General features: G+C 63.9%; 16 protein-coding genes. 12 read left to right on the top strand and 4 right to left on the bottom strand.

Going from position 1 to position 19,561, the window contains the following annotated elements; genetic code table 11:
* Positions 1–267: 267 nt before the first annotated feature.
* The 3 genes from M2361_RS21255 to M2361_RS21245 form a co-directional block, all read right to left on the bottom strand.
* Positions 268–1,929: an MFS transporter gene (locus M2361_RS21255; RefSeq protein ID WP_167401151.1), complete on the bottom strand. Its 1,662-nt coding sequence runs from the start codon at positions 1,927–1,929 to the stop codon at positions 268–270.
* Between the two features lie 220 nt (positions 1,930–2,149).
* Positions 2,150–3,526, bottom strand: coding sequence for a sensor histidine kinase (locus tag M2361_RS21250; protein ID WP_259252636.1), 1,377 nt, complete (start codon positions 3,524–3,526; stop codon positions 2,150–2,152).
* 112 nt (positions 3,527–3,638) lie between these two features.
* On the bottom strand, positions 3,639–4,328 hold the full coding sequence (locus M2361_RS21245; RefSeq protein WP_006218337.1) for a response regulator transcription factor: 690 nt from the start codon (positions 4,326–4,328) through the stop codon (positions 3,639–3,641).
* Between the two features lie 265 nt (positions 4,329–4,593).
* On the opposite strand from M2361_RS21245, the gene recA reads away from it, so the two are divergent.
* Positions 4,594–5,655 carry a recombinase RecA gene (gene recA / locus M2361_RS21240; protein ID WP_100857102.1) on the top strand — a complete coding sequence of 354 codons (1,062 nt, stop codon included), beginning with the start codon at positions 4,594–4,596 and terminating at the stop codon, positions 5,653–5,655.
* 118 nt (positions 5,656–5,773) lie between these two features.
* Positions 5,774–6,550 (top strand): recombination regulator RecX, encoded by a 777-nt coding sequence (gene recX / locus M2361_RS21235; protein ID WP_259251667.1) that lies wholly within the window; start codon positions 5,774–5,776, stop codon positions 6,548–6,550.
* 91 nt (positions 6,551–6,641) lie between these two features.
* Here the strand turns inward: recX and M2361_RS21230 are convergent, their stop codons facing one another.
* Positions 6,642–7,562, bottom strand: coding sequence for a LysR family transcriptional regulator (locus M2361_RS21230; protein WP_259251666.1), 921 nt, complete (start codon positions 7,560–7,562; stop codon positions 6,642–6,644).
* Between the two features lie 141 nt (positions 7,563–7,703).
* Here M2361_RS21230 and metE point away from each other — a divergent pair, with 141 nt between their 5' ends.
* From metE to M2361_RS21180, 10 genes are all read left to right on the top strand, one after another.
* On the top strand, positions 7,704–10,001 hold the full coding sequence (gene metE, locus M2361_RS21225) for a 5-methyltetrahydropteroyltriglutamate--homocysteine S-methyltransferase (protein ID WP_259251665.1): 2,298 nt from the start codon (positions 7,704–7,706) through the stop codon (positions 9,999–10,001).
* Positions 10,002–10,231: 230 nt separating this feature from the next.
* Positions 10,232–10,834 carry a DUF2889 domain-containing protein gene (locus tag M2361_RS21220; RefSeq protein ID WP_100857098.1) on the top strand — a complete coding sequence of 201 codons (603 nt, stop codon included), beginning with the start codon at positions 10,232–10,234 and terminating at the stop codon, positions 10,832–10,834.
* A gap of 10 nt (positions 10,835–10,844) precedes the next feature.
* Positions 10,845–12,005 (top strand): ADP-forming succinate--CoA ligase subunit beta, encoded by a 1,161-nt coding sequence (gene sucC, locus M2361_RS21215; RefSeq protein WP_100857097.1) that lies wholly within the window; start codon positions 10,845–10,847, stop codon positions 12,003–12,005.
* 103 nt (positions 12,006–12,108) lie between these two features.
* On the top strand, positions 12,109–12,990 hold the full coding sequence (sucD, locus tag M2361_RS21210) for a succinate--CoA ligase subunit alpha (protein ID WP_006218345.1): 882 nt from the start codon (positions 12,109–12,111) through the stop codon (positions 12,988–12,990).
* A 284-nt stretch (positions 12,991–13,274) separates the two neighbouring features.
* Positions 13,275–13,973 carry a TerC family protein gene (locus tag M2361_RS21205; RefSeq protein ID WP_050446013.1) on the top strand — a complete coding sequence of 233 codons (699 nt, stop codon included), beginning with the start codon at positions 13,275–13,277 and terminating at the stop codon, positions 13,971–13,973.
* Positions 13,974–14,090: 117 nt separating this feature from the next.
* Positions 14,091–14,810, top strand: a complete 720-nt coding sequence (locus M2361_RS21200) for a TerC family protein (protein WP_100857878.1) — start codon at positions 14,091–14,093, stop codon at positions 14,808–14,810.
* Positions 14,811–14,928: 118 nt separating this feature from the next.
* Entirely contained in the window at positions 14,929–15,876 is a 948-nt protein-coding gene (hemC, locus tag M2361_RS21195) for a hydroxymethylbilane synthase (RefSeq protein WP_259251663.1), read from the top strand.
* Positions 15,876–16,676 (top strand): uroporphyrinogen-III synthase, encoded by an 801-nt coding sequence (locus tag M2361_RS21190; RefSeq protein WP_259251662.1) that lies wholly within the window; start codon positions 15,876–15,878, stop codon positions 16,674–16,676. Before hemC ends, M2361_RS21190 begins: the two co-directional genes overlap by 1 nt.
* A 37-nt stretch (positions 16,677–16,713) precedes the next feature.
* Positions 16,714–17,907, top strand: coding sequence for a uroporphyrinogen-III C-methyltransferase (locus tag M2361_RS21185; RefSeq protein WP_259251661.1), 1,194 nt, complete (start codon positions 16,714–16,716; stop codon positions 17,905–17,907).
* Positions 17,908–17,912: 5 nt separating this feature from the next.
* Entirely contained in the window at positions 17,913–19,532 is a 1,620-nt protein-coding gene (locus M2361_RS21180; RefSeq protein ID WP_259251659.1) for a heme biosynthesis HemY N-terminal domain-containing protein, read from the top strand.
* Positions 19,533–19,561: the final 29 nt, after the last annotated feature.

Raw genomic sequence — 19,561 nt, 5'->3', positions numbered from 1 at the left:
TACGGGAGCACACAATACCGCGTCATAAAAGGCTCGCGGGGAACGCGGTATCGGTGTCAGAACACTAGCCCTGCAATCGTCTGACAGGGGGATCAATCGTCAGCCGATCTGGCGCAAGGCCGTAATCTGAAGCGCCAGTCTAAGCGCGAGGGTCTGACATCGTCCTGAAAGCGGCAGCGCGCACTGCCTCAGGGCAAAAAAAAAGCTCCATAAGGAGCTTTCAAGGCCGGGCAGGCGCAGCAGTCCCGCCCGGCGGGGGATGGTCGTTTATGCGTTGATGTCGTTGTCCTTGGATTCGCGCACGAACAGCGTGCCGATGACCAGGGTCATGACTGCAATGATGATCGGATACCACAGGCCGTCGTAGATGTTGCCCGTGGCGGCCACCACCGCGAAGGCGACCGGAGGCAGGAAGCCGCCGAACCAGCCGTTGCCGATGTGGTACGGCAAGCTCATCGAGGTGTAGCGGATGCGGGTCGGGAACATTTCAACCAGCATGGCCGCGATCGGACCGTAGACCATGGTCACGTACAGCACCAGGATCGCCAGCAGCACCACCACCATGACGTAGTTGGTTTGCGCCGGGTCCGCCTTGGCCGGATAGCCGTGGCCGCGGATCGCCGTGGTCAGCGCCTTGTCCAGTTCAGCCGCCCGGGCCTTGAAGTCCGCGGGAGCCATGCCCTTGCCGTCGAACGATTGGAACTCGTCGTTGCCGATCTTGACCTTGGCCACCGAACCAGCGGGCGCGGCTTCGTTCTTGTAGTTCACCGAGTTGCGGGCCATGAAGGACTTCACGACGTCGCAAGAGCTGGTGAACGCCGAGGTACCCACCGGGTTGAACTGGAACGAGCACGTGCCGGGGTCGGCAATCACGGTCACGGGCGCCGTGGCCTGGGCCTTTTCCAGCGCCGGGTTGGCGAAGTGCGTGATGCCTTGGAAGATCGGGAAGTACGTTGCCGCGGCGATCAGGCAGCCCGCCATGATGATGGGCTTGCGGCCGATCTTGTCGGACAGTGCGCCGAAGACCACGAAGAACGGCGTGCCGATCAAGAGCGCGATGGCGATCATGATGTTGGCCGTGTTGGCGTCGACCTTCAGCGTTTGCGTCAGGAAGAACAGGGCGTAGAACTGACCCGTGTACCACACGACGGCCTGGCCGGCGGTCAGGCCCAGCAGCGCCAGGATCACGACCTTCAGGTTCTTCCATTGGCCGAACGATTCAGCGATCGGCGCCTTCGAACCCTTGCCTTCTTCCTTCATGCGCTTGAAGGTCGGCGATTCGTTCAGTTGCAGGCGGATCCACACCGAGATGCCCAGCAGCACGACCGAGATCAGGAACGGAATGCGCCAGCCCCAGGCTTTGAAGTCGTCTTCGCCCATCACCGTGCGGATGCCCAGGATGACCAGCAGCGACAGGAACAGGCCCAGCGTAGCGGTCGTCTGAATCCACGACGTGTAGAAGCCGCGGCGGCCGTGCGGGGCGTGTTCGGCAACATAGGTTGCCGCGCCGCCGTATTCGCCACCCAGCGCCAGGCCTTGCAGCAGGCGCAGCACGATCAGGATGGCCGGAGCGGCCAGACCGATGCTGGAGTAGCTGGGCAGCACGCCCACGAGGAAGGTAGACAAGCCCATGATCACGATCGTGACCAGGAAGGTGTACTTACGTCCTACCAGGTCGCCCAGCCGGCCGAACACCAGCGCGCCAAAGGGGCGCACGGCAAAACCGGCGGCGAATGCCAGCAAGGCGAAGATGAAGCCCGCGGTGGGGTTCACGCCCGAGAAAAAGTGCAACGCGATGATGGCTGCAAGCGAGCCGTATAGGTAGAAGTCGTACCACTCGAAAACGGTGCCCAAGGATGACGCGAAGATGACTCGGCGTTCTTCCTTGGTCATCGGGCGCCGTTCCGCGGAAGGGCCGCGGCCTGCCATGGTTGTTGTGCTCATGATGTCTCCTCGTTTTATGGCCGGCGGTTTTCCGCCGTGCTTAGCTCTTTGCCGACGCACCGACACCGAGCCTTACGCCACATTGAGGCGCAACCCTGACGAGGTTCTGACGTAACCCTTACTCGAATCTTAAAATTGAAACTATTGGTAACTTCTGCGCGCGCAGCTAGGGATAGTCCCTATCGGCCCGCAGCGGGCGGCAGACCTAGCTTTCGTGCGAATCCGGCGCGTCGGTGTACAGCGGGAACACCACGCTGATGCGCGTGCCCGGCAGGTCGGAATGCGGGTTGGGGTGATCGTTGATCAGCACGCTGGCGCTGTGCTTTTGCGCAATCTCGCGCACGATCGCCAGCCCCAGCCCGCTGCCGTCTGACGCCGTGCCCAGCACGCGGTAGAAGCGGTCGAATACCCGTTCGCGCTCGTCTGGCGGGATGCCCGGGCCCGAATCTTCCACTTCCAGCAGCGCCTGGTCGCCACGGCACAGCACGCGCACGGTGATATGGCCGCCACGCGGCGTGTAGCGCAGGGCGTTGTCCACCAGGTTGTTCAGCAGTTCGGCAAGCAGCAAGGGGTTGCCGTTGATGTAGACGGGATCATCCGCGCCCTCGAACCCCAGGTCAGTATTTAGCGACAGCGCCTGCGGCACCCAATGCATGGCCTGTTCGTAGGCAATGGCGTTGAGGTCCGTGCGCGTCAGCCCGATGGCGCTGGGGTTTTCAGCGCGCGCCAGCAGCAGCAACTGGTTGACCAGCCGGGTGGCGCGTTCGGAACCCGTCACCAACTGCCGCAGGCTGGACTGCATCTCTTCGGGGCTGGCGTCGCGCAAGGCCAGCTCGGCCTGTGTGCGCAGGCCGGCAAGCGGCGTCTTCAATTGGTGCGCGGCGTCCGCCACGAAACGGCGCTGGGCCTGGACGTTGGCGGATAGCCGGTCCAGCAGGTCATTCATGGCGGCCACCAACGGCGCGATTTCGGACGGCGCCGCCCGTTCATCGATGGGCGACAGGTCGTCGGGACGGCGCGCACGCAGCCGCTGCTGCAGCGCGTTCAGCGGCGCCACCCCGCGCGACAGCCCGAACCACACCAGCAGCACCGCGATCGGCAACACCACGAACTGCGGAATGATCACGCCCTTGATGATGTCGTTGGCCAACTGCGTGCGCTTTTCCACGGTCTCGGCCACGATCAGCAGCGCGGGCTGGGTGTTGGGCAGGTTCAGGTCAACCCAGGTGTAAGCCAGGCGAACGCCGAAACCGCGCAAGGTGTCGTCTTCGTACTGGACTTCGCCCGGGCGTGGCTGGCCCACGGTGGCCGGCAGCGGCAGGGCGCGATCGCCACCCAGGTATTCGCCGCGGCTGCCCAGCGCCAGCCAGAACACGCTGTCCGTCTCGTCCGCGCGCAACACGTCACGCGCGGCGTCCGTCATCTTCAGCACCGCGCGGCCGTCCTGCACATGGACCTGCCGGGTCAAGACATGCAGATTGTTGGCCAGCGCGCGGTCGTACGGCACGTTCGCAATGTTCTGGGCAACCACATAAGTGATGGCGACGCTCATGGGCCACAGCAGAAAGAGCGGCGCCAGCATCCAGTCCAGGATCTCGCCCAGCAGGGAACGCTGGGGTGGCGCGAAGCTCGGGCCCTTGGACCCGGCTTGCATGATATCCAGCGCTTCCTGATTCAGTGGCTCTGGCCGGGCATCAACTGGCGAGGTACGCGGCACCCTGGTCCCGCTCCAGACAGTAGCCCAGGCCGCGCACGGTCACGATCTTCACGCCGCTGGGTTCGAGCTTCTTGCGCAGACGATGCACGTAGACTTCGATGGCGTTGGTGCTGACTTCCTCGCCCCACTCGCACAGGTGGTCCACCAACTGCGTCTTGCTGACCATGCGGCCGCTGCGCGTCAGCAGAATTTCCAGCAGGCTGACTTCGCGCGCGGACAGGTCCAGCGTCTGGTCGTCGACAATGGCCACGCGGCCGGTCTGGTCGAACAGCAGCCGGCCATGCTTGAGCATCGTGGCGCCGCCGCCCGCGCCGCGCCGGGTCAGGGCGCGCACGCGCGCCTCAAGTTCGGACAGGGCAAAGGGCTTGGCCATGTAGTCGTCCGCGCCCAGGTCCAGGCCTTTCACGCGCTGCTCGATACTGTCGGCGGCCGTGAGGATCAGGACGGGCAGGGCGGAGTTGCGGGCGCGAAGGCGGCGCAATACTTCCAGGCCCGCCAACTGCGGCAGGCCCAGATCCAGGATAAGCAGGTCGAACGCCTGGGCCGCCAGCGCCGAATCGGCGGCAAGCCCGTCGCGCACCGCGTCAACCGCGTAGCCGTTGTGGCGCAGTGACCGGGATAGGCCGTCGGCCAGAATGCTGTCGTCTTCGGCGATCAGGATACGCATGGGGCTGCAAAGGGAAGCGGCAAGGGAAGCGGCAAAAGAGAGCGCTGCAAGATGCAGCGGGGGGCAACGCCGGGGTCGGCTTCGATTCTGTCACACGGGGCGGGACTTGCCCACTCAGGGAATACGTGAAAACTCTGGCACACTGGTTTTTTGTACAGTACAATCCGATGCAATAATCTGAACCTGATTCGAAACAGCACGCTGCGGTTCAAGTTTCAGGCTCTTGACGCCGCAACCACCAGATACGTTACAGACAGGACTCTACATGGACGACAAAACCACCAAGGCCGCCGCTTCGGAAAAGGCCAAGGCGCTTGCCGCTGCGCTTTCCCAGATCGAAAAGCAGTTCGGCAAGGGCTCGATCATGCGCTACGGCGATAACGAGGTCTCGCACGATATTCAGGTGGTTTCCACGGGCTCGCTGGGTCTGGACATCGCGCTGGGCGTCGGCGGCCTGCCGCGCGGCCGCGTGGTTGAAATTTACGGCCCGGAATCGTCCGGTAAAACGACGCTGACGCTGCAAGTCATCGCCGAAATGCAAAAAATTGGCGGCACCTGCGCCTTCGTCGACGCCGAACACGCGCTTGACGTGCAATACGCCAACAAGCTGGGCGTGAACCTCACCGATCTGCTGATCTCGCAGCCGGACACGGGCGAACAGGCGCTGGAAATCACCGACGCGCTGGTGCGCTCGGGTTCGGTTGACCTGATCGTCATCGACTCGGTGGCGGCGCTGGTGCCCAAGGCTGAAATCGAAGGCGAAATGGGCGACTCTCTGCCGGGCCTGCAAGCCCGCCTGATGAGCCAGGCGCTGCGCAAGCTGACCGCCACGATCAAGCGCACCAACTGCATGGTCATCTTCATCAACCAGATCCGCATGAAGATCGGCGTCATGTTCGGCAACCCCGAAACCACCACCGGCGGCAACGCGCTGAAGTTCTACGCCTCGGTGCGTCTGGACATTCGCCGCATTGGCTCCATCAAGAAGGGTGACGAGGTCGTCGGTAATGAAACCCGCGTCAAGGTCGTGAAGAACAAGGTGGCGCCGCCGTTCAAGCAGGCCGAATTCGACATCATGTATGGCGCCGGCATTTCGCGCGAAGGCGAAATCATTGATTTGGGCGTGGCCGCCGGAGTGGTCGACAAGTCCGGCGCGTGGTACAGCTACAACGGCAACCGCATCGGCCAGGGCAAGGACAACGTCCGCGAATACCTGAAAGAACACCGCGACATGGCTATCGAAATCGAAAACCGAGTTCGCGAGAACCAGGGCATCGTCAGCCGCGCCGCCGAGTTCGTGCCCACGGTGGAAGACACCGCCGAATAAGCCATCCACCGTCCGTCAGGTTGCGCTGGCGGCTTTGGCAGCTTTTGTGCCGGCTAGCTAGCCGGCCACACGCGGCAGGCGCCATGATGGGCCTGCCGTTTTGCATAGCAGGAAGCGCATGAGCTGGAAACCGACCCCCGCGTCAGCCGACCGTCTTCGCGCCAAGTTGGATGACGAATTTGAAACCGTCGCCAAGCCGGAAGGTTTGCGGCGCAGCTCGGACGCACGCCGCGAACGGGAAGCGGCGGCGCCCGCTGTCGAGCCAGACACCTGGCAGCGCAGTTCTGAACAGCGAGGCAATGCACGCGGCGGTTCGCGTATCGGCGCCGCATCTGGGCGAGCCTCGGGGTTAGCCTCTGGTCGGGCCTCCCATCATGCCGCTGATGGGGCCTCTAGCCGTACCTCCAGTTCCGAAGACGAAGCCTCCGCCCAAGATAACGGCAAGCCAGCCCGCAAAGGGCCGTCGCTGAAAATGCGCGCGGTCGGCTACCTGTCACGGCGCGAGCATGCGCGCGAGGAATTGGCGCGCAAATTAGCCGCCTACGCTGAAGACGCCGATGAAATTGAAAGCGTGCTGGATGCGCTGGAAAAAGAGGGTTGGCTGTCTACCGAACGGTTTGCGCAAAGCCTGGTGCATCGCCGCGCATCGCGCCAAGGCGCGGCGCGCATCGTGCAGGAATTGCGACAGCATGGCGTGGACGATACGCAGGTGGCTGAGCTACGAGAGCAACTGCGCGCAACCGAATACGACCGCGCGCTGGAAGTCTGGAAAAAACGCTTCGACGCCAAGCCGGAAGACCGCGCCGTGTATGCCAAGCAGGCGCGCTTTTTGGCCAGCCGTGGGTTTGCGCACGATGTGATCCGGCGCATTCTTGGCGAAGGCGAGGACGACTGATCAACTGCGCAATTTATCCGCCGCGCAATTGATCGACTGATCGGATCCGCCTGACGCACAGCCCACTCCGCCGCCCGCCCAGGCGGCTTTTTTATGCCTTGGCCGACTTGATTCCCGACAACGTCTTGAAGCAGACGTCGCGCGTGATGGTCAGGAATTCATCAATGTACGAGGCATCGGTGTCTTCGCTGCGCACGGTGGCGTACAGCGTGCGCCAGACGCCCTGCGGCCCTAGTCGGCACAGCCGCAACCATCCCTGATTCATGTATTCGGTCAGCGCCCAATTCGGCAGCGCCGCCACGCCCCGATTGCTGGCCACCAGTTGCGCGATGATGGGCGTCAGTTCGGCCTTGCGGATGGCCGCCGGCTCAACGTCGGCCGGGTCCAGAAAGGCGGTGAACACGTCCAGCCGCTGCTTGTCCACCGGATAGGTGATGAGCGTCTGGTCCGCCAACTGCTCGGGCATGATGAATTTGCTTGCGGCCAAGGGGTTCGATTCCGACACGGCCAGCACCAATTCGTACTTGAACAGCGGCAGGTATTCCACCGAATCCAGCGGCTGCGGGTCCGACGTGATGACCAGATCCAGGTCGCCGCGCACCAAGGCGGGCAGGGGCGCGAACGAGAACGCCGCAGTCAGATCCAGCGCTACGTCGGGCCATTGCACCCGGAAGGCATCCAGCGCCGGCATCAGCCACTGAAAGCAGGAATGGCAGTCGATAGCCAGATGCAGCCGGCCGCTGCGGCCTGCCGCCAGCCGTTGCAGATCGCGTTCCGTGGCGCGGATGCGGGGCAAGACTTCGTCGGCCAGCGCCAGGACGCGCAAGCCCGCGGTCGTCAGCCGGGCGGGGCGGGTGCGGCGATTCAACAGGGGCGTGCCCAGCCGGGTTTCCAGGTCGCGCAACTGATGCGACAAGGCGGACTGGGTCAGGTGCAGCCGCTCGGCGGCTTCCTGCAGGCTGCCGCCGTCACGGATGGCGGACAGCGTTTCAAGATGGCGGATTTCTAGCATGGGCATCTGGCATGAAAGAGATGAGTGCGAATTGTATGAGGTTTACTCATCTTATGGATGTAGACATTGATTTTGATTCATATAAGTTTGCCTGCACAATGGCTGCCACTTGAACAAACTTTGTCTAACGGCGGTGTTGTCATGACTACGATTCATAATTTGGGATTCCCCCGTATTGGCGCCCAACGCGAACTCAAGCGCGCTGTCGAGGCCTATTGGGCGGGCAAGCAAACCGCCGAAGCCCTGGAAGAGACGGGCCGCGAGCTGCGCGCCAAGCATTGGAAGCTGCAAGCAGCGGCCGGCCTGGAATTCGTGCCGGTGGGCGACTTTGCCTGGTATGACCAGATCCTGGAATGGAGCACGCTGCTGGGCGCCGTGCCCGCGCGCTTCGGCCAGAAGGACAACGAGCCCGTGACGCTGGACACGCTGTTTCGCATGGGCCGTGGCCGTGCGCCGTCGGGCAAGCCCGCCGCCGCTTGCGAAATGACCAAGTGGTTCGATACCAACTACCACTACATCGTGCCGGAGTTGGTGCCTGGCCAGACCTTCCGCATTGCTCGCGAGTCCCTGTTCCAGCAGATCCAGGAAGCGCAAGCGCTGGGCCACGCCGTCAAGCCGGTGATCCCGGGTCCGCTGACCTGGCTGTACCAAGGCAAGGGCGACGCCTTTGCGGGTGGCGCGGCCGACGAAGGCAAGCTGCAACTGCTGGCCGCCTTGGTGCCGGTGTACCAGGAAGTGCTGGCCCGGTTTGCCAAACAAGGCGTGCAATGGGTGCAGATCGATGAACCCATCCTGGTGCTGGACCTGCCGCAAGCGTGGCGCGATGCGTTCAAGCGGGTGTACGACACCCTGGCCGCAAGCCCGGTCAAGCTGCTGGTCGCCACCTACTTCGACGGGTTGAAGGACAACCTGGCTACCGTGCAGTCGCTGCCCGTGGCCGGCCTGCATGTGGATATGGTGCGCGCGCCGGAACAACTGGCGGACGTCGTAGCCGGCCTGCGTGCCGACCAGGTGCTATCCGCGGGTGTCATCAACGGCCGCAATATCTGGCGCACCGATCTGGACGCGGCCATCGCGGCCTTGGCGCCGGTCAAGCAGCAATTGGGCAAGCGCCTGTGGCTGGCGCCGTCGTGCTCGATGTTGCACGTGCCGGTGGACCTGTCCAATGAGACGGAACTGGACGCCGAGCTCAAGAGCTGGCTGTCGTTCGCCGCGCAAAAGCTCCAAGAACTAAGCCTGCTGGGCCGCGCCCTGGACAACGCGACGGATGCGTCCGTGCAGGACGGCCTGATCAAGCAGCGCGCCGCGCTGGCCGCCCGCCGCTCGTCGCCCCGCATTCACAACCCGGCCGTGGGCCAACGGATGGCCAGCGCGGCCGCCGTGTCGCGCGACCGGGCGCCGTTCGCCGGCCGCATTGCCCGCCAGCAAGAACAGTTGGGCCTGCCCGCCTACCCGACGACCACGATCGGCTCCTTCCCGCAAACCGCCGAAATCCGCGCGCTGCGCCGTGATTGGAAGGCGGGCGCGTTGACGGATTCCGGCTACGAGACGGCCATCCGCAAGGAAATCGAGGAAGTCATCCGCTTCCAGGAAAAGGTTGGCCTGGATGTACTGGTGCATGGTGAACCCGAACGCAACGACATGGTCGAGTACTTCGGCGAACTACTGGCCGGTTTTGCCTTCACCAAGAACGGCTGGGTGCAGAGCTATGGCTCGCGCTGCGTCAAGCCGCCGATCATTTTCGGCGACGTGGCCCGTCCCGCGCCGATGACGGTGGGCTGGTCGTCGTACGCGCAGTCGCTGACCGACAAACCAGTCAAGGGCATGTTGACCGGTCCGGTCACCATCCTGCAATGGTCGTTCGTGCGTGACGATCAGCCGCGCGAGCAGACGTGCCGCCAACTGGCGCTGGCCCTGCGCGACGAAGTCGTGGACCTGGAAGCGGCCGGCATCAGCGTCATCCAGATCGACGAGCCGGCCATCCGCGAAGGCCTGCCGCTGCGCCGCGCCGATTGGAAGGCCTACCTGGACTGGGCCGTGGATTGCTTCCGCCTGTCGACGGCCGGCGTGCGCGACGAGACGCAGATCCATACGCACATGTGCTATTCGGAGTTCAACGACATCATCGAATCCATCGCGGCCATGGACGCCGACGTGATCACCATCGAAACGTCGCGCTCCAACATGGAACTGCTGAAGGCGTTTGAAGATTTCGACTATCCCAATGACATCGGCCCGGGCGTGTACGACATCCACTCGCCGAACGTGCCGGAAGTGGACTGGATGGTCGGCCTGATGGAAAAGGCGGCGGCCCGCTTGCCCAAGGAACGCCTGTGGGTGAACCCGGACTGCGGCCTGAAGACCCGCGCCTGGCCGGAAACGGAAGCCGCGCTGATCGGCATGGTGCAAGCCGCCCGCGCGCTGCGCCAGTCGGCTTGACGCCGGCACGCCCCGATCCGCCTGCGTGAACCGAACCCCATGGGGGCGCCAACCCGCGCCGCTCATGGGGTTTTTTTGCGCTCTGCAGGGGGCGGTGCGGGAAAAAACGGCGACGGACACAAGTCCGCGCAGCAAACCGGCCGCTTGATCCGGGGCCGCCTGCGCTATACTTTCAAGGTTTTGTTGCCGCGCACCATGCGCAGGCCATCTTCGCCCCGCAGGCCCCCAGAATGCCCTTGCCACCGCCGGATTACCCTCGCCAACCGCTGCACACGCGTTCCATACGTGTGCAGTCGTATGCGCGCGAAGACGGTAATTGGGACCTGGAAGCCGAGCTGATCGACGTCAAGGCGTACGATTTCCCCAAGAGCGACGGCAAGATGTTCAAGGCCGGGCAGCCCATCCACCATATGCATTTGCGCATCACCATCGACGAGGAATACTCGATTTTGGACGCGCAGGCTGTCTATGATGCGGCCCCTTATGGCGGTCATTGCATGGCCATCGAGGCCGCTTACACTGATTTGATCGGCATGAATCTGCTCAAGGGATTCCGCCGCCAGGTCAAGGAGCGGTTCGGGCATGTAGAGGGCTGTACGCACATGACCGAGCTGTCGCAGGTGCTTCCCACCGCGGCGGTCCAGACCATGGCCAACCGCCGGCGGCAGGAACCCAACCCGAACCGGCGTCCATTCCAATTGGATGGCTGTCATGCGCTCAGCACTGGCGGCCCGGTGGTGGCTGAGCACTATCCCAAGTGGTACACCGGGGGTAGCGCTGAGGCATCGGCCGATTCGTCCTCCGATTCACCTTCTCTTTCTCATACGTCCTGACAGGTAACACATGAAAATCCACGAGTATCAAGGCAAGGAACTGCTGAAGCAATTTGGCATCCCGGTGCCGCGCGGGATCCCCGCTCTTTCCGTCGACGAGGCCGTGGCTGCCGCTGAAAAGCTGGGTGGACCGGTGTGGGTCGTCAAGGCACAAATTCACGCGGGCGGCCGCGGCAAGGGCGGCGGCGTCAAGCTGGCGCGCTCGCTGGACGACGTGCGCAAGCTGGCCTCGGAAATCCTGGGCATGCAGCTGATCACGCACCAGACCGGCCCGGAAGGCCAGAAGGTTCGTCGCCTGTACATCGAAGACGGCGCCGACATTCAAAAGGAATACTACGTGTCGCTGGTCACTGACCGCGCCACGCAGAAGGTCGCCTTCATCGCCTCCAGCGAAGGCGGCATGGACATCGAGGAAGTGGCTCACTCCACTCCCGAGAAGATCATCACCGAATACATCGACCCGCTGACCGGCCTGTCCGCCGAGCAAGCCACCAAGATCGCCAACGCGATCGGCCTGCCCGCCGACTCCACCGCCCAAGCCGTGGACGTGTTCCAGAAGCTGTATCAGTGCTACATGGACACCGACGCGTCGCTGGTTGAAATCAACCCGCTGAACCGCGACGGCAAGGGCAACATCATCGCCCTGGACGCCAAGTTCAACTTCGACTCCAACGCCCTGTTCCGCCACCCGGAAATCGTCGCCTACCGCGACCTGGACGAAGAAGATCCCGCTGAAATCGAAGCCAGCAAGTTCGACCTGGCCTACATCCAGCTCGACGGCAACATCGGCTGCCTGGTGAACGGCGCCGGTCTGGCCATGGCCACGATGGACACCATCAAGCTGTTCGGCGGCGAGCCGGCCAACTTCCTGGACGTCGGCGGCGGCGCTACGGCCGAGAAGGTCACCGAAGCGTTCAAGATCATGCTCGCGAACAAGAGCGTGAAGGCCATTCTGGTCAACATCTTTGGCGGCATCATGCGCTGCGACGTCATCGCCGAAGGCGTGATCGCGGCTTGCAAGGCCGTCAACCTGAACGTGCCGCTGGTCGTGCGCATGAAGGGTACCAACGAAGAACTCGGCAAGAAGATGCTGGCCGACTCCGGCCTGCCGATCATCAGCGCCGACACGATGGCCGAAGCGGCCACCCGCGTCGTAGCCGCCGTCAAGTAAATATGCCCCCTCGCCGCGCCCCTTCGTGGCTAGCAGCCCCCCATGGGGGAGCTTGCCACCTTGGGACGGCCCGGCGGTAAAAGAAATTGCCAAGGATTCACAAATGTCGATTCTGATTAACAAGGACACCAAAGTCATCACCCAGGGCATCACGGGCAAGACGGGCCAGTTCCACACCCGTATGTGCCGTGAGTATGCCAATGGCAAAGCCGCCTTCGTGGCCGGCGTGAACCCCAAGAAAGCGGGTGAAGACTTTGAAGGCGTGCCGATCTTCGCTTCGGTGAAGGAAGCCAAGGCTGACACCGGCGCAACCGTGTCCGTCATCTACGTGCCGCCCGCCGGCGCTGCCGCCGCCATCTGGGAAGCTGTCGAAGCCGAACTGGATCTGGTGATCTGCATCACCGAAGGCATCCCGGTCCGCGACATGCTGGAAGTCAAGAACCGCATGAAGGCCAAGGGCAGCAAGACGCTGCTGCTGGGCCCGAACTGCCCCGGCCTGATCACGCCGGACGAAATCAAGATCGGCATCATGCCCGGTCACATCCACCGCAAGGGTCGTATCGGCATCGTCAGCCGTTCGGGCACCCTGACGTACGAAGCCGTGGCGCAAGTCACCGAACTGGGCCTGGGTCAATCCAGCGCCGTCGGTATCGGTGGCGACCCCATCAACGGCCTGAAGCACGTCGACGTCCTGAAGATGTTCAATGACGATCCCGACACCGACGCCGTCATCATGATCGGCGAAATCGGCGGCCCCGACGAAGTCAACGCCGCGGAATGGGCGAAGGACAACATGAAGAAGCCGGTCGTCGGCTTCATCGCTGGTGTCACCGCTCCTCCGGGAAAGCGCATGGGCCACGCTGGCGCCCTGATCTCCGGTGGCGCCGACACGGCCGACGCCAAGCTGGAAGTCATGGAAGCTTGCGGCATCCGCACCACGCGCAACCCCTCCGAAATGGGCAAGCTGCTCAAGTCGGTGCTGTAAGTTTTCAGCATTGCGTTCAAAAAGCCCGCTTCGGCGGGCTTTTTTTCGTTCGTCCGCCGTTCGGGTGAGGGCGAAATTTTCCGTGTTTTCCTAGGGTAATCCCGCGTCCAAAACGTGGCCGTGCAACCATTCGGCAAGCTGAACGAAACTATAATGAAAGAAATTTCGCTCGTACCCAGCAAGAATGCCGTCGCGCTCGCACGAAGACGGCCAGTACGGCTCTTGTTTTGTTCATCCATTAATTTGGTTCGTCCTAGGGGGATCAACACCTAGGAAAGAGAGGCATGGAACTCAGTTCAGCGGCATTCTGGATAGCGCTGCTCCAGATCATTTGGGTCAATATTTTGCTGTCGGGCGACAACGCCGTGGTCATTGCGCTGGCGGCGCGTTCGCTGCCTCCGGCACAACAAAAGAAAGCGATCACGATAGGTTCTGCCGCCGCGATCATCATGCGTATCGTGCTGACCCTGGTGGCGGCCAAGTTGTTGCTGTTGCCGTACCTGAAGCTGATTGGCGCGTTACTACTGGTCTACATCGGCGTGACGCTGCTGTTGCCGGAAGGCGAAGAGGACGGCGCGGGCAAGACGCAAGGTAATCTTCTGACCGCAATTCGCACTATCATGATTGCCGATTTGGTCATGAGCCTGGACAACGTGGTGGCGGTTGCCGCCGCGGCAATGGGCGATACGACCTTGCTGGTGCTGGGCTTGGCCATCAGCATCCCGCTGGTTATCTTCGGCAGCACCTTGCTGTTGAAAGTGATCGAGCGCTTCCCGGTCATCGTCTGGGTGGGTGCGGCACTGTTGGGCTTTATTGCTGGTGAATTGCTGGTCGGCGATCCCGCCTTGCAGGAACCGGTGGCGCGTATTGACGCGGCCTTGGGCATCACCCATCACAGCTTTGCGCTGATGACGGGCGCGCTGGGCGCGGTGCTGGTGCTGGCAATTGGTAAAGTTTTACTGATGCGCCAGAAAGCTGAATGAAAGCTGAATTACAATAATCAGTTGTTTTGAATGATCCTGCCGTGCCGCGCGCGGCGCGGTGGGATGGCCGGCTCGGGACCGGCCTTTCTTTTCATAAATGCCTTCGGGGGTTCTATAGTGCTTGAGTTTTTCCAGACGCTGAGTTGGGCAGCGGTATTCCAGATCATTCTCATCGACATCCTGCTCGGCGGCGATAACGCGGTCGTGATCGCGTTGGCGTGCCGCAATTTGGCGCCCAAGCAGCGCATGCAGGGCATTCTTTGGGGCACCGCGGGCGCCATCATCCTGCGTGTCGTGCTGATCGCTTTTGCGTTGACGCTTCTGTCGATTCCGTTCCTGAAGGTCGTTGGCGGTTTGTTGCTGGTCTGGATCGGCGTCAAGCTCCTGGTCCCCGAAGACGATGCGCATGGCAACGTGAAGGGCGGAACGTCCATCGCCGCCGCCATCAAGACCATCATCATCGCTGACTTCGTGATGAGCCTAGACAACGTGATCGCCATTGCCGGCGCGGCCCAGAACGCCCACGCCGACCATCAGATCGGCTTGGTTGCCTTCGGCCTGATCGTCAGTGTGCCGATCATCATCTGGGGCAGCACCCTGGTCCTGAAGCTGATCGACAAGTATCCGCTGGTGGTTACCTTTGGCGCGGCTCTGCTGGGCTGGATCGCGGGTGGCATGCTGATTACCGATGTGGTTGTCGAACGTCAATTCGGTGTTCAGCCGACTACGGTTAAAATCGCTGCAGAAATTATCGGCGCCTTGCTCGTTGTTGTCCTTGGACGGTGGCTTGCAAGCCGCAAAACCGCTTCCAAGGAATCAGCACATGAGTCTGCGTAGATCCGTCGATCCCCAGCAATCCGAATCGGGCCTGAGCCTCCTTCAGGGCCTTTTCGTGCTGGCCATCCTCGGGATAGTCGCGACGGTCATCGTCTCCAATTTCGTTTGATGACCGCTCGTGTCTCTTCCGCAACGCCTGGTCATTGCGACCCGCGCCAGCCGGCTTGCCCTTTGGCAAGCTGAGCATGTGCGCGACCGGCTGCGCACGCTGTACCCAGCGTGCGCGGTTGAGCTTCTTACCCTGACGACCCGAGGCGATCAGATCCTGGACCGAACCTTGTCCAAGGTCGGTGGCAAAGGTTTGTTCGTCAAGGAACTTGAAAACGCGTTGCTCGACGGACGCGCTGATCTGGCCGTGCACTCCTTGAAGGACGTGCCGGTGGATCTGCAAGCTCCGTTCGAGCTGTGCGCCATTCTTGATCGCGCGGATCCGCGCGATGCCTTCGTATCCAATCGCTATGCCAGCCTGGCAGATCTGCCGGCGGGCGCGGTCGTGGGTACGTCCAGCCTGCGCCGCGAATCGCAGATACGCGCGCGCTTTCCGGAACTGGTGGTCAAGCCGCTACGCGGCAATCTGGATACCCGCCTGGGCAAGCTGGATAAAGGCGAATACGACGCCATTGTGCTTGCGGCGGCCGGTCTGGAGCGCCTGGGTCTGGCCGAACGCATCCGCAGCCTGCTGGACCCGGCCGATAGCCTGCCGGCCGCGGGGCAGGGCGCACTCGGCATCGAAATCCGCAACGACCGCGACGACATGCGCGCGTGGCTGGCGCCGCTGATCAGCGCGCCTACCACCTCGTGCGTGCTGGCCGAACGGGCAGTGTCGCGCAAGCTGGGCGGCTCCTGTCAGGTGCCGTTGGCGGCGTTCGCCCAGATCTCGGGCGATACGCTGTCGCTACGTGCGCTGGTCGCCTCGCCGGATGGCAAGCGCATGGTCCACACGGCCCGCAGCGGCCCCGTGGCCGATGCTGAAACGCTGGGCGAAGCTGCTGCACAAGAGCTGCTGGATGCCGGCGCCGCCGCCATCCTCCAGGAACTGCTGCAAGCCGATCCCCGGCCGGACTGATGTCCAGCCCCGCCCGAGTCGCCGTCCTGACGCGGCCCGAGGGCCGCAACGAGGCGCTGGCCGGCCGTCTGACCGACGCCGGCTGGCACGCCTGCGTGCTTCCCGCGCTGGAAATTCATGCGTTCGACGTCCCCGCCGCGCAGTTGCCGCGTCCGGCGGACTTCGACATGGTCGTGTTCGTCAGTGGCAACGCGGCCAAGCAATACCTGCGGCAACTCTCGGCGGTGCACGGCGAAGGCGCCTGGCCTGCTCAGGTGATAGCCGCCACGGTCGGCCCCGCCAGCGCGCAAGCGCTGCGCGAATCGGCCGCCTTTTGCGCGAATACAACAGTCTTGCATCCTGGCGACGACGCTCCCAGCCACGATTCCGAAGCCTTGTGGGAAGTCCTTTGCGGCCTGCCCGGCTTGCCGTCCCGCGTGCTGCTGGTGCGCGGCACGCAGGGCCGTGACTGGTTGGGCGACAAGCTTGAGGCCCACGGTGCCGCCGTTACGCGCCACGCGGCCTATCTCAGGCGTCCGGCTGTCTGGGATGCCGAGGCGCTGGCGGCGTTGCGGCGCTGGGCGGACGCGGGCGTTTTCGCCACCTGGCTCATCACCAGCGGCGAGGGCGCGGATGCCATACGCGCGAATCTGGACGTGGCGGGCCTGGCGCCATGGTGGCAGCAATGCCGTTTTGTGCTGACGCACCCTTCGCTTGCGCGGCGCGTCTTACCCGCCTGTCATGGCGCCGACGCTTCAGCAATGGTAAAAATCTGCTTGCCCAACGACGAGTCGATATTCCAGGCTTTTGTTGCTGCTTGATTCGTTGCATCGGACTGACACCGAATACAATCGCGTCATGACAGACAAGACTCCCGCTACCGATCCGGTCGTTCACACGGCCGCCCCGGGCGCAAGCGCGCCCGCATCGGCCCCGGCCGATCCCGTCAAGGCCCGTCCGGCCAAGCGCGGCAATGGCCCCTTGGTCACCGCCCTGATAATCGTCATCCTGCTGGCCGTCGGCCTGGGTTATGCGCTGTGGAGGCAACGCACCCAGTTTGTTTCGGCCGGACGCGAGGTGGCTTCCCGTATCGACACCCTGACCGCCGACGTGGCGCAGGCACGCAAGGACACGCGCGAAGCGCTGGCCTTGGCCCAGGCGCAAGCCGGCCGCGTGGGCGAGCTTGAAGACACCGTCCGCGAAACGCAAAGCCAATACAACGCGCTGCAACTGGCGTGGCAGAACTTCAATGACAGCGCCAGCGATGAACTGCTGGCCAACGACGTTGAGCGCCTTCTGACCATTGCCAACCAGCAATTGCGCCTGGCCGGCAACGTCTCCAACGCCATCGTTGCGCTGGAAACCGCGCAATCGCGCTTGGCGCGCGCCGACCGCCCGCGTTTCTCCAGCCTGCAGCAAGCCATCAACGGCGACCTGGATCGCCTGCGCGCGGTGTCCACCGTGGACATCCCCGCCCAATCCGCGCGCATCGAGCGCCTGGTGGCGCTGGTGAGCAAGGCGCCGTTGCTGGTGCCCGATTCCGTGGCCCCGGGCGTGGCCGCCGCTGGCGAAAACCAACCGGCTGTCGCGCCCGCGCCTGCCATTGATCCGCAAGCCGGCCTGCCCGCTGACGCGCCGTGGTGGCAGCGTTGGCGCGCGGAAGTTGTCTCGTGGCCTGGCCGCGCCGGGTCGGCACTGGCCCAGGAATTGGGCGGCTTGATCACCATCCAGCGCGTTGACGAACCCGCCGCGCTGCTGCTGTCGCCAGAACAGGCCGATCAAGTGCGCGGCACGCTGCGCCAGCGCCTGTTGACCGTCCAGCTGGCCATGCTGATGCGTCAACCGGCCGTCTGGAAGAGCGAGCTCGACAACGTGGGCGTGACCTTGTCCAAGTACTTCGACAGCCGCTCCCCCGATACCGTCGCCGCGCAGACGCTGGCACGCGAGTTGGCCCAGACCGACATCGCCGTGCGCATGCCCGAAGTGGCTGACAGCTTGAACGCCGTGGCCGCCTTGCGCGCCGCGGGTTTCAAGACTAGCGAGCAGGACTGAGCCTTATGCGTACCTGGTTCTGGACACTGCTGCTCGCCGTCATCGCCGTCGCCCTGGCGGTGGTGCTGCGCTCGCATTCCGGCAACGTGCTGTTGCTGGTCTGGCCGTGGCGCATCAACATGTCGCTCACGCTGGCGGTGCTGCTGGTCGTGGCGACCTTCATCGTGCTTTATGTGGGCCTGCGCCTGTTGGCCTGGCTGCTTGCCATTCCGGATCGCGTCCGCGTGTGGCGCGGCAAGCGTGCGCAGGCGCGCGACCATGAATTGCTGGAACGCGGCTGGATCGGCCTGCTGGAAGGCCGCTACGCCGTCGCCGAAAAAGACCTGACCAAACTGCTCGACCAGACCAAGGTGCAGACGCGCCGCGTGCTGGCCGCCTTGTCCGCGGCTCGCGCCGCGCACGGCTTGGGCGAGTTCGATCGTCGCGACCGTCTGTTGGCCACCGCGCAAGAGCAGGCCGGTACGGATCCGGGCATGGTTGAAGCCACGGCAACGGTATCGGCCGATATGCTGCTGGACCAAGGCCGCCCCGAACGCGCGCTGGCAGTGCTTGCGCCCTTGGCTGACGGCGGCGCTCGCCACCTGCACACGATGCGCCTGCTGCTGCGCGCGCACACTGCGCTGCATCACCACGATCAGGTCTTTACCCTGGCTCGCGGCCTGGTGCGCCGCAACGCGCTGGCTCGCTCCGAAGCCGACGCCCTGATCGACGCTTCCGGCGCGGCGCGCTTGCGCGCGGCGGCCCATGGCGACGGCTGGCGCGCCATTTGGAAAGACCTGAAAGCCGAAGAGCGCCTGCTGCCCGACATCGCCTTGTCTGGCGCGGCCGCCTTTGACGCCGCTGGCGAAGCCAACGAAGCGGCGCGTGTGCTGGAAGCCGCCATTGCCGTCAAGTTCAACCCGACCTTGGTGGCGGCTTACGCTCGCTGCGAAGCCGAGCAGGTGTCGCGCCGCCTTGCCAAGGCCGAGACGTGGCTGCAGCAGCGCCCGACCGACCCGGACCTGCTCACCGCGTTGGGCATGCTGTGCCTGAACGGGCAATTGTGGGGCCAGGCCGAGCGTTATCTCTTGCGCAGCCTGAGCCGCCGCAGCGACGCGCAGACGCATGCTTTGTTGGGCAGCCTCTACGACCGCCTGGACCGGCCCGCCGACGCCATGCGTCACTGGCGCCTGGCAACCGCCGCCAGCATGGCGCTGCCGGTGTTGGCGGCCGATGCCGCCTTGCCCGCCGCGGATACCGGTTCCGACCCGTATCACCTGGACGCCGAAGGCGGCTATGCAGTGGGCATGTCTGACACGGACGGCGATGCCGACGTCACCGGCGATTACCCGCCGCTGCCGCCCGCGGTGGCGGCCTCGGCCTCTGACTACGTGCTGGACCCGGATGCCCGTGTCAGCCGCGACCAGCGCGACCGCGCGCTGGCGCCCGAAGACGCGCCGCTGGCCGGCGGCACGTCCGACATTGACGAGTACTTCGACAGCGCCCCGATTCCGGCGGCGGCTTTCGATGACCCCGTGCCCACGTATACGCCAGCGCCCGCCGCCAGCCCGAAGCCCACGCCCGCCCCGGCATCGGCACCGGTGCCGGCGACCAAGCCGCCGTTCAAGGACGACGGCTCGCTTTGAACATTTCTTCAGACAAACAACAAGGTTGA

The sequence above is a fragment of the Achromobacter sp. JUb104 genome (genome assembly GCF_024806975.1).
Lineage (GTDB): Bacteria > Pseudomonadota > Gammaproteobacteria > Burkholderiales > Burkholderiaceae_B > Achromobacter > Achromobacter spanius.
Note: the sequence above shows the minus strand (reverse complement) of the source record. Positions and strands in the feature narration are given on the sequence as shown.

Bases quoted from the DNA above. Each gene is read 5' to 3' on its own strand.
- M2361_RS21230 (WP_259251666.1), bottom strand. From the start codon at position 7,562: ATGCTAGAAATCCGCCATCTTGAAACGCTGTCCGCCATCCGTGACGGC.
- recA (WP_100857102.1), top strand. From the start codon at position 4,594: ATGGACGACAAAACCACCAAGGCCGCCGCTTCGGAAAAGGCCAAGGCG.
- sucC (WP_100857097.1), top strand. From the start codon at position 10,845: ATGAAAATCCACGAGTATCAAGGCAAGGAACTGCTGAAGCAATTTGGC.
- M2361_RS21190 (WP_259251662.1), top strand. From the start codon at position 15,876: ATGTCCAGCCCCGCCCGAGTCGCCGTCCTGACGCGGCCCGAGGGCCGC.
- M2361_RS21255 (WP_167401151.1), bottom strand. From the start codon at position 1,929: ATGGCAGGCCGCGGCCCTTCCGCGGAACGGCGCCCGATGACCAAGGAA.
- M2361_RS21220 (WP_100857098.1), top strand. From the start codon at position 10,232: ATGCCCTTGCCACCGCCGGATTACCCTCGCCAACCGCTGCACACGCGT.
- metE (WP_259251665.1), top strand. From the start codon at position 7,704: ATGACTACGATTCATAATTTGGGATTCCCCCGTATTGGCGCCCAACGC.
- M2361_RS21185 (WP_259251661.1), top strand. From the start codon at position 16,714: ATGACAGACAAGACTCCCGCTACCGATCCGGTCGTTCACACGGCCGCC.
- recX (WP_259251667.1), top strand. From the start codon at position 5,774: ATGAGCTGGAAACCGACCCCCGCGTCAGCCGACCGTCTTCGCGCCAAG.
- M2361_RS21250 (WP_259252636.1), bottom strand. From the start codon at position 3,526: ATGCTGGCGCCGCTCTTTCTGCTGTGGCCCATGAGCGTCGCCATCACT.
- M2361_RS21180 (WP_259251659.1), top strand. From the start codon at position 17,913: ATGCGTACCTGGTTCTGGACACTGCTGCTCGCCGTCATCGCCGTCGCC.
- M2361_RS21205 (WP_050446013.1), top strand. From the start codon at position 13,275: ATGGAACTCAGTTCAGCGGCATTCTGGATAGCGCTGCTCCAGATCATT.
- sucD (WP_006218345.1), top strand. From the start codon at position 12,109: ATGTCGATTCTGATTAACAAGGACACCAAAGTCATCACCCAGGGCATC.
- M2361_RS21245 (WP_006218337.1), bottom strand. From the start codon at position 4,328: ATGCGTATCCTGATCGCCGAAGACGACAGCATTCTGGCCGACGGCCTA.